The following is a 15,565-nucleotide window of genomic DNA, read 5'->3' on the forward strand; positions in this document are numbered from 1 at the left end:
ATTGCCAAGTATTGCATTGCGACCCCGGCCATTGGCCGCACCTCGCATCACTCCACTCACGGCACAGACCGTCAGGAGTCAATAACATGAGCGTATTGCAGAAACTAATCCGACACATACGACAAAAAGGCTGGCGTGCCACCGGTAAAAAAATCTGGAAACACTACGTGTTTTCCCACCAGGAACTGTTGTGGATGGAGCGCGACCTGGTCAGCCCGGTACCGCCGTACAAACTCAGGCCTTACCCACCGCTGCAATTGGTCGCCATCACCCCAGAGAACGCCGTGGCCTTCACCCGTTACTTCGGTGACCGCGTGGACACCATGGCCGAGCTGGCCCGCGAAGGTTATACCGGGCAGATGCACCTGGACGACAAGGGTGACGCAGTGGCCTTCATCTGGGGCGCGGCACGCAACTATTACGACAAGCACTATTACGGCTGCTGGTTCCCGGTGAAAGAAGGTGAATTCTTCGAATTCGGCGGCGAACTGACCCGCGCGTATTGGGGCACCGCGCTGTCGATGGACCTGCAGACGGAATTGTGGAAAGCCATGTTGGCCCAAGGCTGCCACACGGTGGTGGATGTCTGTGAGTCCACCAATGTCCCTGCTCTCAAGCTTCACATACGCACCGGATACCAGGAACAAGGGCGGATCATGAACGTCTACGAGCTGTTTGGCCGTTGGCGCTTCTACCGCGAAACCCATTACAGCGGCTCACGCCTGGATGCCTTGCGCAAACCGGCCCGTGAACCTGCCACAGAAGCGGTGACCTGACCTTATGGCAGCACGATTCGAATGGCGCACTTCGTTGTGCGCCGCCGACTTCCCGGAAACGGCTTATGAAGCGTTGCGTTTGCGCGTGACGGACCACACGCCGTTCAACACCCTGGCCTGGATGCGCGCGTCCGAACAGGCTCTGTCCACCGGACAAGGCTTGCATGTGTTGCTCGGCTGGCAGGGTAATGAGCTGGTCTTGTGTTTGCCGTTGGTGGCCTCAGTCGAACGTTTCGCCAGGTTGCCGTTTCGCGTATTGCATCACCTTGGCTATCCACTCGCCGACCGCCTTGCGTTCCTCGCGAAAACGGACTCGGAAAATATCCGCAAGGCACTGATCGAGATCCGTCGACAGCTGCCCCATGCCCTGCTGCAACTCAACGAGTTGTCGGAACCGGTCGGCGAAGAAAGCGCGCTGACCGAGTGGATGGCCCACAGTTCGACCGGCGAACGACGCCTCAGCTGTCGGGTGCCGGTGCACGTGATCAGCGACACGGACCATCAGGAAGTCTCGGGTGACCCACGCTACAAACTGCGCCGCGCACGCAAACGCATTGCGGCGTGTGGCGCTGTCGTTCGGCGGATCACCCCCGATGCGTCGACCATGGGCCCGTTGTTGCAGGCCATCAGTGAAGTCGAAGCGGTCAGTTGGAAGGGTGATGAAGGCGTCGGGATTTTCGCCGACGAACGCCACCGACAATGGATGGACCGTGCCTTCACTGCCCTCGCCGAACAGGGGCTGGTGCGGGTCGTGGTGCTGGAACTGGACGGGCGCTGCATCAGCTACCGCCTCGGGCTGCTGGAGCAAGGCCGACTGTACGATTACAACCTGGCGTTCCTGCCGCAATACGCCGATCTGGGCAGCGGTCGGGTATTGCTCGAAGAGTGGATTCGCTGGGGACTGGACGAGCACTGGCGCTGGATCGACGCCTCGCGGGTGAGCCTGGAAAACTCCAGTCATCAACTCCACGAACGCATGACCGGGCAACTGGAACACTGGCGCTGGAGTTTCTATTCCTGGCGCCCCAGCGGCCTGGCGTTAGGCCTGGCCCTGAGACTCTGGCAGCGGCTCAAACCCTTGCTGCTGAAACGGCGAGCCAAACGTGCGGCAGCAGCCGTTGTTGCCAAACCGGCCCCCGTCGCCCCGGTGGTCAAAGCGGCTGCGCCAACCGACACAAACAGGGAGATCGACCATGCCTCACCAAGTCATAGTCAACGCTGACGACTTCGGTCTCAGCCCGTGCGAAAACGCGGTGATCCTCGGAGCCTTCCAGGCTGGGGTGATCAGCTCCGCCACGGCCATGGCCAATATGCCGGCCTTCGAAGCGGCGTGCGTCATGGCCCAGCATCCGTTGCTCAAGGACCGGATCGGCCTGCATTTCAACCTCACCTACGGGCGTCCGTTGAGCCAGTCGATTCTGGCGCGAAAGAACTTCTGCGACAGCAACGGAGTGTTCGATCTCAACCTGCCCCGCCACCGTCTCTGGCTCAGCCGCCGGGACCGTGATGCGGTGCTGGAGGAACTCAAGGCGCAATGGCAACGCTGCGTGGATAACGGCGTACGGCCCAGCCACATCGATTCCCATCAACACGTCCACAACATCTGGCCCATCGGGGAAATCGTCGCCCGCTTCGCCGCCAGCCAAGGTGTGCCCGTGCGCGTTGCGCGCAATCTGGGGCATAACTTGAGCTTGCCCAAGCGTGTGTTCAAGACCTTGCTGAATAATCGTTTGCAGAGCCTGGCGGGTGCGACCGCGGATTATATGTGTAATCCGATGGACCTGCGCAATGAGGTCATGCCGACCGACGGTCTGCTGGAAATCATGGCTCATCCGACTCAATTGGGCGCGGATTTCGGTGATGCCTACTTGCCCGCAGAAGAGTCGCTAACCCTTGTTCTAGAGCGGCACCTGCACGGTGTACCGCGGGTTTCCTACGGCGCTGCAAACCGCCATCTGGTGACGGGTGAAGCCGCCCTCGAATGAGTTACATACGTTGCAACATATTCCGAGCTGGCGCTTTGATATGAACTTTCAAGCTTGATCTATACACAACAAAAGCGTTTCCACCCACACCCTGGCCTAGGCTAAGGAGAGCATCATGAGCAGCATCCAAAAGCTTCGCGAACGCATAAAACAAAAGGGCTTGAGCCGCACGTTCAACACGCTGTGGAAACGCTACGTGTTCTTCCATTGGGAGCTTCTATGGATGGAACGTGACCTGGTCAGCCCGGTACAGCCGCACAAACTGCGTCCCTATTCGGGCCTACGCATGGTGACCATCACCCCGGAAAACGCCATCGCTTTTACCAAGAATTTTGGTGACCGCGTCGAGACCATGGCCGAACTCGCCACCGAGGGTCACACCGGGCACATGTATCTGGACGAAGAGGGCCACGCTATTGCGTTCATCTGGGGCAGCATCCGCGACTACCACGACCGTCACTATTACGGCTGCTGGTTCCCGGTCAAACCTGGTGAGTTTTTCGAGTTCGGCGGCGAAATGTCCCGCCCCTACTTCGGCACCAGCCTGTCGGTGGATGCTCAGGTAAACCTCTGGGCGGCAATGGCGGCCCAGGGCTGCAACAAGGTGGTGGACGTCTGCGAAACCCACAACATCCCGGCGCTGAAGCTGCACATCCGCATGGGCTATCACGAACAAGGTCGCGTCACCCACGTCTACGGCCTGTTCGGCCGCTGGCGCTTCTACCGCGAAACCCACTACACCGGCTCACGGCTTGATCCGCTGCGCAAACCGGGACGGCCAGTGGTGACGGGGGCGGCCAGCGCCTGATGACCGGAGCATAGACCGAGTCGCAGCTATCGCGGGCAAGCCCGCTCCCACAGAGATCTTCAGCGCACACGGCATTTGTGTTCGGCGGGATTCAAATGTGGGAGCTAGCCTGCTAGCGATGGCCGCGACTCGGTCTCAGCGCTTCACCCCCACCAGCGTAAAACACAACGGCAACTGCGCCGTCTGCTTTTCATACCGGTCATAGACTTCCTCGCGGTTGGAATGCGGGTATTCCTTGAAGTGGCTGATCTGCAGCCCCGCCTCAATCGCTCCGGTGAAGATGGCGCCCAGGGTGTGGACGAACCAGTAGGACGACGCGGCTTGCTGGTCGACTTTGCCTTCGTAGACGATCGGCTGGTCCTGCACGAATGGCTCGCTGCGAAAGTACGAGCTCTCCAGGCGATAGGGATCGGCGGCCTCGGGGTCAAACATTTCCAGGAACGGATGGGTTTCGTACACCACCAACGCACCGCCGGGCTTGAGGGTCTGCGCGACATGGCGGTAGAATTCGCCGATGTCGGGCATCCAGTTCAAGACGCCGATGGTGATCAGCGCCACGTCGAAGCGATCATGAAGTTCGGTCGGCAGATGATGAATGTCGGCCTCGATGAACTCGGGCTCATGCGGTGAGAGGCCAGCCAGTTCTCTCGCCTGATCGAGAAACGCCCCGGACTGGTCGACGCCCACCACGCTGCGAGCACCCAGCGCAAACAGCGAAAGACTTTCCCGCCCGTTGTTGCAGCCCAGTTGCACCACGTCTTTGCCATCGACGCCGACCTGCTCCAGCACACCGCGGAGTGTGTCATCGATGCAGGAAAAATCGCGATGACAGACCGCTTTCACGAGGGCCTGCCAATCGGGGGAATCTTTGTGGTGTCGGGCGGAATCGTTCCAGGCATCGCGGTTGCTGGCGATGGCGTTTTCTTTGGTCGGCATTTCCATTGCACACTCCAGGCGTCGGGGCTTTGTTGACCGGCACGAGTCTAGATCAGGGTTCTGAAAAACCCCATTGAGCGTTTGTTGGAATGTTGTAATCCGGGCATCACGAACGCGTGCCCGTACGGCAGCTATAGTTAATGGCCTTGGGGAAGTGCGGGAAAACCGATTTCGCAGGTGCTGCCATGAAAACAACTGATCTGACCCTGGTATTCGCCCTCAGTCTGACCGCCATTACCGGCGCCCATGCGGACGACTCCCTGACGCCCACCACCGACTACAGCAGTGATTTCAATTATTACGGGGCCGACCAGCCTTTCGCCCACCCGGTGCCACCCTCTCTGAGCACAGTGCCGCCTCGGTCGTACATCCCGACAGCGCCTCGGGATTTCATCCCGATTGCCAGCCAGCATGAGTTCTACGACTCAAGGTTGCCGACCGTCGCGGATGCCTCCGTTCGCGTCTTCATCCGTTCCTACGACGCGGTACACGGCGTCTATGTCAACGAAGAGGTCCTTGACCCCTCATGCGTGCTCGAATGCCTCATCCGCCAGGGGGCGACGTTGCAATAAGCCTCACCACTGACGTTTGTCCGGGCGCGCGAGGCCAAGTTTCTCGATCCGGTAACGCAGCATGTCGCGGCTCAGGCCCAGCAACCGCGCGGATTTGGTGACGTTCCAGTCGGTCTTGTCGAGCATCTTGCGCACCATGTCGCGCTCGACTTCCGGCAGGTTCATCGACTCGGTGCCGTTGTAGGCCGGTCGCGGTTCGTGGTGCTGGGGTTCCTGCAGCACGATCGGATCGTCCACCAGGCTCAGGCACACGTTGAGTTGATGGACGGCAATCGTATCGCTCTGCGCCAATAGCACGGTTTGCTCGAGCATGTTACGCAGTTCGCGCACGTTGCCCGGCCAGCTGTAGCTGAGCAGCAAGTCTTCAGCCTGATCGCTGAAATGCAGATTCGGTTTGCCATAGCGTTTGCCATGGATCGCCAGGAAGTGCCGGGCCAGCAGCAGGATGTCGGCGCCGCGGGCATACAGGCGCGGAACCTTGATTGAGATAATCCTCAAGCGAAAGAACAGGTCTCGACGAAACTTGCCCTGTTGCACCATTTGTTCGAGGTTGCAGTTGGTCGCGCTGATCACCCGCAAATCGACTTTGCGCTCCTTCACCGAGCCGACCCGGCGAATGGTCCGGTCTTCCAGCAGCTTCAGCAGCTTGGCTTGCAGCAGCAGGTCCATTTCCCCGACTTCGTCGAGAAACAGCGTGCCGCCATCGGCCGCTTCCACCAGGCCGACTCGACGGTCCTTGGCGTCGGTGAAGGCGCCCTTCTCGTGGCCGAACAGTTCCGACTCCACCAGATTGGACGGGATCGATGCGCAGTTGAATTCAATGAACGGGCCTTTGGCGCGCGGACCGTCGAAGTGCAGGGCCCGGGCCACCAGTTCCTTGCCGGTCCCGGTCTCGCCTTCCACCAGCACCGGCGGCAGGTCGGTGTTGGCCATGCGCCGCTCGGCGTCGAGCAACTGGGCGATGGTGTTTTTCAAGTATTGCATCGGAGCCGATTCGCCAATCAACGCCTGTACGCCTGACTTCTGCGCCTCGCGTTCCTGATAAAACGACAGCGTGCGCTCCATTCGATCAGTGGCCAGGGCCTTGTCCAGCAACAGCTTGAGCTCCGGCAAAGCCACCGGTTTGGTGACGTAATGGAAAGCGCCCTCTTTCATCGCCACCACGGCATCTTCGACATTGCCGTAGCCGGTCATCATGATCACTTTCAGATCCGGCGCGCTGATGCGCAGCTTCTGGATCAAGTCGTGGCCGCTCATGCCCGGCAGCGAGTTGTCGGTCAATACCACATCAGGGGTGAACGTACCCAGTTTATCCAACGCCTCTTCAGCCGAGTGGCAGACCGTCACCTCGAAGTCTTTGCGCTCCAGGTAGGTCTGAATATTCTCGGCCAGGAGTTCATCATCCTCGACCAGCAGTATGCTGTGCTCCATATTCCCCTCCCGTTGCCACTTTGAAATTGAGACAGACGCGGGTTCCTTCCTGCTCCTGGCTGGTCAGTTCGACCGAGCCTTCAAAACGCTCCATTATTCGTTTGACGAGGGCCAGGCCAACGCCCAGCCCTCCCTGTTTGGTGGTGAAAAACGGCTTGAAGACCATCTGTTGCTGCTGCTTGGTCATGCCTTTGCCGGTATCGCTCAGGGCCATCCGCACCTGACCGGACCTGGGGTGCTCAATATCGATACTGAGCAAGCCGCCGTTGGGCATGGCCTCAAGGGCATTGGCAAACAGGCTATTAAGAATCTGGGTGAGCAACACCTGTTGGCTGACGACCGGTGGACAGGTCTGCGGCGTGAAGCGCACCTCCACGTTCGAACGTTTGATCAGCGCATCGAAAGCGTTGAGCGTGTCATCGATGGCCAGTACCAGGTCCACGGTTTCGAAGTCGTCATTCATCGGCCGCAACGACACCAGCAACTCCCGGACCCAGCGCGACATGCGATCGACCTGGTTGATGATGTCGCCGATGTTTTTCTGCGCATTCTGGCTGGCGATGTCCTGGGCCAGTTCGGCGCTGGAGCGAATGTTCGCCAGCGGATTGCGCAAGCTGTGGGCGACCGCCGAGGACATTTCCCCCAAAGCGACAAAGGTCTCGTTAGTGATCAGCTGTTTCTGCTGGCTCTGCAGCAACTTGGACGCACGCTGCACGATCCAGAACAGCCCGAGGTAGATCACCAGACCGCCGAGCAAGGTCGCCAGCCAGATCGCCTTGAAGCCGCGCTGTATGCGCGCCACCAGATCCGTCGGTTCCTTGTAGATCTCGACCATGGCGATGACTTTGCTTTTGTCGGCATTGAACATCGGGATGTAGTTCTCGATGAACAGATACTCAGGCTCACGCAGCAGTATCTGTTCAGGACGCTCGTCGTCAACCTCGTGGTAGCTGGTGGACACCAGTTCCTTCATTTCAAAAGATTCGTCCAGTTCTTCATCCCCGTCGATGCGCATGCCGATCATCTGTGGATTGGTCGACCAGACCACCGTGCGATCCAGTGCGTACACCACCGCCAACAGCGTGTCCGGCAAGTGCTCGACATGATCGAGAAACTCTATGCGGGCCGCTGCACGGGAGTCGGGATTTACGTCGGGATAGGCGTTGTCATCGCGCGGATCGAGCATCTCGCCCATGGTTCTTTTGCGGGTGATGCCGGCATGGCGAATTTCCGCATCACCAATGGCCTGAATGAACTGCGCCGTCAGCATCGAATCACGCTCGATGCTCTCATCGACGACAAAACGCGTGGACACATAACCCAACCCCAGCGCCACGGCGGCGATGATGAGAAAACTGCCCAAGGAAAACCAGCGCAGCAGATTGAACTGTCCGCGCCGGCTTTGTCCCCCTGTTGCCGGCGTGTCCGGCGCAGGAATCTTTTGTTGTTCCAGCGTCTGCATGGGAGTGTCCTGGCTAAGTGCATCAAGCCTTTTCAGCCGTGTCTCGGATCAGTGTAGGTCGCATTGATCGTGGTCGACGGCTTCACTGATAGTATTTCGCCGCTATTGCGACTGCGCCGCTTGCAGCGGTTGCTGGCGATCGGTTTCTTCCTGCAAAAACCCCATAATTGACTGCGCAGCGTTCTCATCCAGACGCAGATTGGGCATCGGGATCTTGTCAAAACGTTCAAACAGCTCCATCGCGATCGGGTCCTTTTCCGCGAGCATGCGGTCCGGTTCACGAATCCAGCGGCTGAGCCAGGCCGGGTCGCGCTGGCGAGTCACGCCAATCAGGTCCGGGCCGATGCTGCGCAAGCCGATGCCCTGCCCGTCCTGCGGCCCCAAGCTGTGGCACGACGCGCAGCGAGTGCGAAACAGTTCTTCGCCAGTGCTTGGCGGGCGAATCTCGGGCGCATTGGCGTAACTTTCGCCAACACTGGCTTTCTTCCAGTTCTGCAAGGTGTTGGCCAACTGATCGGCGAGGATCCACGGGTTCTCGAACGGCGAGGCTTTCATCCAGCGACCGGTGCTCTGGTTGCCGACGATCAGGCTCAGGTTGTGGTCCTTGTTGCGTCCGTTGTCGACGCCTTCGATGAACAGGCCGAGTTTTTTTCGCAGATCGGTGACCGCTTCGAATTCACCGGTCAGGAACTTCCAGCCCGGCCCGACCTTGAAGCGTTGTGCGTAAGCCTTCAGCACCTCGGGCGTGTCGCTGAGCGGGTCGATGCTGATGGAGTAAAAGAAGACGTCCTGGCCGACCCGGTCGCCGAGCAATTTTTGCACCTGACGCAGGCGCGCGGTTTCCAGGGGGCAGGAGTCGCTGCACGTAGTAAATATGAAATTGATCACCACCACCTTGTCCTTGATCAAGTCATCGAAGAACCGCACCTGCCGACCGTCCTGATCGGTCAGCAGGGTGTTTGGGAAGTAATCGCTGCCCCAGGGCGTCGCCGATTCCGTCGGCGACAGCTTCCCTTCGTGAGCGAGCAGCACCTGAAGGGCCAACAGACAGGTGACCACGACCAGAATCAGGTGCATGCCCAAGGCGCGGGAACGCGGCGTATGCACGGGTGTGTCGGCTCTGCTGCGCTTCATTTTTTCACCGCCACTTGTGGGCCGAAGCCATCGCCGTTGCGGAAGGTTGGCAACGCGGCGGAGTTGACGTAGCTCATGCCATCCCGGCTTGGCGGATCCTGGGCGTCGGTGTTGATGCTGTCGTAACCGGCTAGCTGGATCGGCCAGCGATAGTCGTAATACTGCCCGTGGAAGAAAAAGGCGTTGGCATGGCTGGGGAACGGTTGAGCGCCAAACAGCGGGCTCGGCTTGCCATTGGTGGGGTAGTTGAAACGGGTCTGCACGGCAGGCGGCAGGATGTGGACGGAAGGTTCTGGCTGTCGCTCGTCATCGATCAGGCTTGCACGCAGCGTCGCGGGGCCGAGCGTCATTGTCAGGAGATCGCTCAAAGGTGTCGGGGGATCGAACCACTTGAAGGGACGCCGCGCGATTATGTCCATCACCAGCCGCCTCGAAGATTTGAAGGGGGTAGTGATGGATCTGCAAGGACCTCGCCATACCTGCAACAGCTTTATACAAAATCATTAATGCGTTAAAAAATAATCGCTTATCAAAAAAATTTGCCATGACTGGTAAAAACGATTGGGTCCTGACACCCGCTAGCGGGGAAAGTTCGCACCCATTTTCAGGGAATCCGCTTGAACGACAGACGGACACTCGTGCCCTCACCTTCACGACTGCCCAGGCTCACCGCGCCGCCAAAACGCTCCATGATCCGCTTCACCAACACCAGCCCGACACCCAGCCCGCCTTGCTTGGTGGTGAAGAATGGGCGGAACACCATCCGGCGTTGTTCTTCGTTCATGCCTTTGCCGGTGTCGTTCACGACCACGCAAATCCCCCGGGTATCGGTCGGCTCCAGGGTGATGGTCAGCGTGCCGCCCCGATCCATCGCTTCCACGGCATTGGCCAGCAGACTGTTGAGGATCTGCGTGAGCTGCACCTGTTGGCTCAGCACCATCGGCGTCTCCTGCGGCTCGAACACCACCGTCACCCCGGCCTTGGCAATCTGATGCTCGAAAGCCATGAGGCTGTCATGCAGGGCCGCCACCAGGTTCACCGGCTCGGCTTCGTCATTGAGCGGGCGTAACGACTGCAACAATTCCCTGACCCACTTCGACATGCGGTCCACCTGACCAATGATGTCGTTGATGTTCTTGTGGGCCGGGCCGGTGTCGAACTCCAAGGCCAGTTCGGCGCTGGAACGAATGGTCGCTAACGGGTTGCGCAGGCTATGGGCAACCGCCGATGACATCTCCCCGAGCGCCACGAACGTTTCGTTGGTGATCAGTTGTTTTTGCTGGGTCGCCAGCAAATTCGCTGCCCGTCGCACGATCCAGTACAGCCCCAGATAAATCAGTCCGCCGCCCAGGGCCGTGGCCAGCCAGATCAGCACCAGGCCACGCTCCATGCGGTCGATCAGGTCCCTGGGCTCCTTGTAGATCTCGACCATCGCCGTCACGGTATTGCCGTCGGCATCGAACAAAGGAATGTAGTTCTCGATAAAGATGTAGTCCGGCGGCGTGACGAACTTTTGCTCCATGCGGCTTTTGTCGACGCTGTGATAACTGGCCGACACCGGGGTCTTGGAAGAGAAGGCCTGGTCGAGGTCTTCGTCAGCATGGATCGTGGTGCCCATCAGCGCCGGGTTGGTAGACCAGATCACCATGCGGTCCGGGGCATAAATGTTGGCCAGGATCACGTCGGGCAAATGCTCGATATGGTCGAGGAATTCCCCACGGGCACTGGCCCGGGCCATGGGGTCTACGTCGGGAAAGTCCTTGTCTTTACGCGGGTCAAGCAGCTCGCCCATGGTCCGCACGTTGGGGATCGAGACATGGCGCACCTCGGCCGAGGCAATCGCCTGAATGAACTGGGACGTGAGCAACGCATCGCGCTGCACGCTTTCGGTAATCACGAAGCGCGTCGACACCGCACCCAGCGCCACGGCCACCGTGCCGATCACCGCCATGCTGATAAGCGAGAACCAGCGCAGCAGATTGAACGGCTGTTTGCGCGAGCTCAAGTGGACATCGCCCTCTTCTTTCTGGAGGGCTGTGGTCTGACTGGTCATGGACGTTGTTCCCCGAAAGTCCCTATAGGGTTATAGCCCACTGTCTGGTCTTTGCCCGACATCGGTTTTGTCCCCCCACCGATTCCCCGCACACCCCACTGCCCCCACCTCCCCAATGCTGGGGACAATCGCCTGCTCGCGCCCCTCGGCGACGCGAAACCGTTTGCGCGCTACACGCCTCGCTGCGGGCCTCTCCCTGCCGTTTTCAAGATTGGTATGGAAGTTGCCGAAGCCCTCTCAACTGACCCATCCCTACGGGCAGGTACTTCGATAGAGGGAATACTCATGCACTTTACTGTCCAAAACGGCAGTACTCTGGTCGTCAGCGCTCTCGCCCAAGGTGTTGCCCGGTGCAGCGCTGTTTGCCGTAGACCCGGCCCCTATGTGCCCGCCAACGGCTCGTTCGCCGCCCGGTATCAGGACTCCATGGTCGAACCCTCGACCTGTGCCTGTCCAAGGCGCTCAGTTCGTGAGTCCCGGAGTGCTCCCGGCGCTCCTTCGTACATGTGCCTGCTGGGTGCGACCCGGCGTTTTCGACGACACGCAACCGATCGTTTTCCCGAGCAACTTTCCCGATGAGGCGTTCTGGTTCACCGGCGACGGCTCCATCGTCGATGCCGCACGGGGCATCGACCTGACCCATGTCAGCGCCGTGGAAGCCGCCTTCGCCGCTGAAGAACCGAAAGAAGGTGACCAAGTCAGTTTTGGCCGCATCCGCATTCGGGTGGATGTGCCCACCGCCGGCGTCTACACCATCACCCACCCCTACGGCGTCGTATATCTTTGACGTTCCTGCCGGTGGAACTCGTGCCATCAACATGACCCGCGACATCGGCATCGGCACGCCGAAAACCTACGACGGCGCCCTCAAGAGTGACATCGGCCCGTTCCTGCGCAGCGTCAATGGCCCTTACACCGGACCAACCCGGTCACCGGGTCTACCGAGCAATTCGTAGGCGATCCGAACCCGGAAGAAGCCTTCACCGGCAGCCCTTTCAATACCAACTACATCCGCATCGAAGGGCCTAACGGTCTGGACTTGCGCACGACGGTCATGGCCATTTCCGGCAAGTTGTCGACGGTGGTTCGCCCCACCCCGATCATTGCCGAGCGCAGCACTTACTCGCGCAAGGCCGGTGAAAGCGCTCCGGTAGCGCAGCGGGACGTATTCGTCATGGCCCCGCCTCCACCGGCCACCGTGACCCCGGACAGCAACAGTCCGGTGCTGAACCTGACCGAAGCCGACACAACCGGCCACTGGTACGCCCAGTCCGCCACCAACCCGACATTGCCGAGCACCTTGCGGGTGACCGCCGACAACCACTTGCCATCCCCACCAGCACGCCGACCACGATACCCATGGCGCTGACTGACTGGTGGTGATCTCGCAGGCCAGTACAGCCTGAGCACCGGACAGATCACGATCGTGGCTTCGACCAGCGATGAGACATCGCCGCCGGTCCTCACGGCCACCTCCGGAACGGGTGTTGCCATCGGCTCTCTCAGCGGCGACGGCGCAGTGAAATCCCGGCGACCGGCATCTCGCCGATTCCACCGGCCAGGTTCGAGTGACGTCATCCAATGGCGGCAGCGACACCGAAGAAGTGGTCATCGTGCAATGAACGCACTCATGCCCAGATCCTCATCAGGAGGCATCATGAACAAATTGCCACGCCCGGCGCTCAACGCCCGGGACTGACTCTATCGCTGTCCGGCAGCGCTTTCGCGCAGCTCAACGCCGTCGACCCCGGCCCCTACACCTTCGCCACCGGAAATTCCCGATGTGGTATCAGGACAACAATCTGCTGTCGCTGGAACTGTGCCAGTCGCGGGCGACCAGCTCCGGTCGCCGGCGCACCGGGCGCCTGCCTACATGTGCATCCTCAATCCGGAACCTGGGTTTTCGACGACACCCTGCCGATGGTGTTTCCGGATAACTGGCCACCGGAAACGTTCTGGTTCCTCGCCGAGACCAGCATCAATGATGTCGGAGGCTATGGCGTGGATGCCTACGTGGCCGGGATCGAAGCGGCATTCGCGGCGGAAAACCCTGTCGACGGCGACCGGGCAAGCTTCGCGCGGATTCGTCTGCGGGTGAACGTGCCTGTCGCCGGACCTACACCATCACCCACCCGTACGGGGTGGAAACGGTCAACGTCACCACGCCGGGCCGTCGGGCGATCAACATCACCCGCGACATCGGCATTGGCGCACCGGGGAATTTCTCGGGAGCCCTCAACGGGGACGTCGGGCCTTCCTGCGCAGCGTCAACGGCCCCTACACCGAAGTGAACCCGGACACCGGCGCCATCGAGACGTTCGTCGGCGATCCGAACCTTACCGAAGCGGTCACCGGCAGTCCGTTCAATAACAACTTCCTGCGTGTGCAAGGGCTTACTGGGACCATCCAGACCACCCTCTTCACCGTGTCCGGCAAAGTCCTCGACAGCCGTGCGCAAACCCCGGTGGAAATCATGCGCCACTTACCGCCGTACTTCGTCAGGCCGGGCACCAGCAGTACCCGGGTAGAAGTGTTTGGCAAATCGACCAACGGCTCGAGCCTGTGCTTCCGCGAAACCGTGGCCCGGTGGTCGGACCACCGCAGTCGCCCTGCCTGACCAACATGCTCGGCGACAGCAATGGCCAGTTCTTCGGCCAGCGCCTGACGGGCTCCACCGTTCCTCCGGTGGTGGTGGTCACCGCCACCAACCCTAAGCACCACCCGGTCGACGGCAGTGTCGAGCAAGGTCACCGACGTAGTGAAAGTCCAGACCGCTCGCTACAACTGGAGCACTAACAGCCTGCTGATCGAGGCCTCCTCGTCCGACGAAGTGGCGGTGCCAGACATGGTCGTGCAGGGTTACGGACGTCTGTCGAAATCCGGCACCCCTGCAACAACTGACCATTGCCGACCTGACTCAGCCACCGGCTACCGTCACGGTCAAATCCGCCTCGGGCGGCAGCGATACCGAGCCTGTCGTGGTGGTCGGGACTGCTCCGGAAAGCGGTGAGAACCGTGCACCACTCTCGGTCGCCGACACCGGCAGCACCAGCTTCGGTGTGCCGCTGACCCTCAACCTGCTGGCCAACGACAGTGACCCCGACGGCGACACGCCGCTGAGCATCACTGCGCTGACCCAGCCGGCTGCCGGGCAAGGCACCGTGGCATTGAGCGGCACGACGTCGGTGGTTCTACACCCCACCAGCCGTGGTCACTGCACCGCTGACAACGACCTTCACCTACAAGGCTCAAGACGTCAAAGGCACGGCCTCGACCGCTCCGGCGACCGTGACCATCACCGTGGCGCCTAACCAGTCTCCGGTGGCCGTCGCCGACAGCATCGCGACCCGGGTGTGGCGATACCGATCAACGTGCTGGCCAACGACACCGATCCGGAAGGCAACGTGCCGCTCGCCGTCGCCAGCCTGACCCAACCGGCAACCAATCGCGGCAGCGTCAGCACCAACGGCACCGTCATCACCTACACCCCACCGGCCACGGTCACCACGGCCTTCACCACGACCTTCACCTACATCGCCCGGGACAGCTTCGGCGCCCTGTCGACACCGGCGACGGTCACGGTGCGTCTCGCCACGGCCTGCTGCGGAAAACCTTCACGGTGACCACGGCAGCGGTGTCGGCCCGCTCCATAACCGCTTCACCGGGACTTTGCGGGCACCTCATCGGTGATCACCGGCAACACCATCACCGTACAGGTCACCACCCCGACCGGCTGGTCACGCTGGGCAGCACCACGGTGCCAGTGACCGGTCGCTGGAGGTTGTCGGTGAACAACAGCACCACGGTGATCCCGTCCGCTAATCCGACGGCGACCATCCGCTCATCCCAAGGCACCGTGCGTACCGTGACGGTTATCTCCAACTGAGTCTCGCCCACCCGCCGATGTCGGCGGGTGGGCCAGCCTCTTCCCCACGGGACAACGCCATGAAAACGCCGACCGCCGCCTGCTCTGCCTGCTTCTGCTTTGCAGCAGCGCAGGCGTGCGCCGACGATTGATGGAGAACGACGACCGGCACCTTCCGCCGACCTCGGCGAGTTGCTCCACCGGTGGGCCAGCACGCGCTGATCGACCAGAACGGCTGGGCCAACGTGGCGCTGATTCAACAGAACGGCCAATCGTTGCTCGGCACCATCGTCCAGTCAGGCAGTAACCGTGAAGCGTACATCCTGCAACAAGGCAGCGACCTCATGGCAATGATCACCCAGCAAGGTTCCGGCAACGCCGCCTCAATCACACAGAACGGCAGCCATAACCGCGCGCAGATTTCCCAGAACGGTAATAACAACGACGCCAGCATCAACCGGGCCGGTACGGGGCTTTCAAGCGCCGTGACCCAGTCGGGGAACGGCATGAGCGTTTCGGTCAAACAGTATCGCTAAAGCACTG

Annotated in this window: 11 protein-coding genes and 3 pseudogenes; 8 read left to right on the top strand and 6 right to left on the bottom strand. The window is 60.6% G+C overall.

Annotation, left to right across the window (positions count from 1 at the left end; all coding sequences use genetic code 11):
- The first annotated feature begins 86 nt into the window (after nucleotides 1–86).
- The 4 genes from DJ564_RS20735 (at nucleotide 87) to DJ564_RS20750 (ending at nucleotide 3,569) form a co-directional block, all read left to right on the top strand.
- Nucleotides 87–776: an N-acetyltransferase gene (locus DJ564_RS20735; protein ID WP_109632905.1), complete on the top strand. Its 690-nt coding sequence runs from the start codon at nucleotides 87–89 to the stop codon at nucleotides 774–776.
- Between the two features lie 4 nt (nucleotides 777–780).
- On the top strand, nucleotides 781–1,998 hold the full coding sequence (locus DJ564_RS20740) for a GNAT family N-acetyltransferase (RefSeq protein ID WP_109632907.1): 1,218 nt from the start codon (nucleotides 781–783) through the stop codon (nucleotides 1,996–1,998).
- Nucleotides 1,970–2,761: a ChbG/HpnK family deacetylase gene (locus tag DJ564_RS20745; RefSeq protein ID WP_109636144.1), complete on the top strand. Its 792-nt coding sequence runs from the start codon at nucleotides 1,970–1,972 to the stop codon at nucleotides 2,759–2,761. Before DJ564_RS20740 ends, DJ564_RS20745 begins: the two co-directional genes overlap by 29 nt.
- A gap of 115 nt (nucleotides 2,762–2,876) precedes the next feature.
- Nucleotides 2,877–3,569, top strand: a complete 693-nt coding sequence (locus DJ564_RS20750) for a GNAT family N-acetyltransferase (protein ID WP_109632909.1) — start codon at nucleotides 2,877–2,879, stop codon at nucleotides 3,567–3,569.
- A gap of 135 nt (nucleotides 3,570–3,704) precedes the next feature.
- Here DJ564_RS20750 and DJ564_RS20755 read toward each other — a convergent pair whose 3' ends face one another.
- On the bottom strand, nucleotides 3,705–4,511 hold the full coding sequence (locus DJ564_RS20755; protein ID WP_109632911.1) for a bifunctional 2-polyprenyl-6-hydroxyphenol methylase/3-demethylubiquinol 3-O-methyltransferase UbiG: 807 nt from the start codon (nucleotides 4,509–4,511) through the stop codon (nucleotides 3,705–3,707).
- 179 nt (nucleotides 4,512–4,690) lie between these two features.
- Here DJ564_RS20755 and DJ564_RS20760 point away from each other — a divergent pair, with 179 nt between their 5' ends.
- Nucleotides 4,691–5,077 (top strand): hypothetical protein, encoded by a 387-nt coding sequence (locus tag DJ564_RS20760; RefSeq protein WP_109636146.1) that lies wholly within the window; start codon nucleotides 4,691–4,693, stop codon nucleotides 5,075–5,077.
- Between the two features lie 3 nt (nucleotides 5,078–5,080).
- Here the strand turns inward: DJ564_RS20760 and DJ564_RS20765 are convergent, their stop codons facing one another.
- The 5 genes from DJ564_RS20765 to DJ564_RS20785 all read right to left on the bottom strand — a co-directional run bounded on the left by DJ564_RS20765 (nucleotide 5,081) and on the right by DJ564_RS20785 (nucleotide 11,157).
- The gene (locus DJ564_RS20765; RefSeq protein ID WP_109632913.1) at nucleotides 5,081–6,508 is read right to left on the bottom strand and encodes a sigma-54 dependent transcriptional regulator; all 1,428 of its coding nucleotides are present in this window, start codon (nucleotides 6,506–6,508) and stop codon (nucleotides 5,081–5,083) included.
- Nucleotides 6,477–7,970 carry a sensor histidine kinase gene (locus tag DJ564_RS20770; RefSeq protein ID WP_109632915.1) on the bottom strand — a complete coding sequence of 498 codons (1,494 nt, stop codon included), beginning with the start codon at nucleotides 7,968–7,970 and terminating at the stop codon, nucleotides 6,477–6,479. Before DJ564_RS20770 ends, DJ564_RS20765 begins: the two co-directional genes overlap by 32 nt.
- Before the next feature lie 102 nt (nucleotides 7,971–8,072).
- Complete coding sequence (locus tag DJ564_RS20775; RefSeq protein WP_109632917.1) at nucleotides 8,073–9,104, bottom strand: SCO family protein; 1,032 nt, start codon at nucleotides 9,102–9,104, stop codon at nucleotides 8,073–8,075.
- The gene (locus DJ564_RS32880; RefSeq protein WP_371922092.1) at nucleotides 9,101–9,454 is read right to left on the bottom strand and encodes a hypothetical protein; all 354 of its coding nucleotides are present in this window, start codon (nucleotides 9,452–9,454) and stop codon (nucleotides 9,101–9,103) included. Before DJ564_RS32880 ends, DJ564_RS20775 begins: the two co-directional genes overlap by 4 nt.
- Before the next feature lie 254 nt (nucleotides 9,455–9,708).
- Complete coding sequence (locus DJ564_RS20785) at nucleotides 9,709–11,157, bottom strand: HAMP domain-containing sensor histidine kinase (protein WP_109632921.1); 1,449 nt, start codon at nucleotides 11,155–11,157, stop codon at nucleotides 9,709–9,711.
- A 295-nt stretch (nucleotides 11,158–11,452) separates the two neighbouring features.
- Here DJ564_RS20785 and DJ564_RS20790 point away from each other — a divergent pair.
- The 3 pseudogenes from DJ564_RS20790 (at nucleotide 11,453) to DJ564_RS20800 (ending at nucleotide 15,558) form a co-directional block, all read left to right on the top strand.
- Nucleotides 11,453–12,779: pseudogene (locus tag DJ564_RS20790) on the top strand (hypothetical protein).
- Nucleotides 12,780–12,814: 35 nt separating this feature from the next.
- Nucleotides 12,815–15,043, top strand: a pseudogene (locus DJ564_RS20795) (Ig-like domain-containing protein).
- Between the two features lie 59 nt (nucleotides 15,044–15,102).
- Nucleotides 15,103–15,558: pseudogene (locus DJ564_RS20800) on the top strand (curlin).
- Nucleotides 15,559–15,565: the final 7 nt, after the last annotated feature.

Source organism: Pseudomonas sp. 31-12 (assembly GCF_003151075.1).
Lineage (GTDB): Bacteria > Pseudomonadota > Gammaproteobacteria > Pseudomonadales > Pseudomonadaceae > Aquipseudomonas.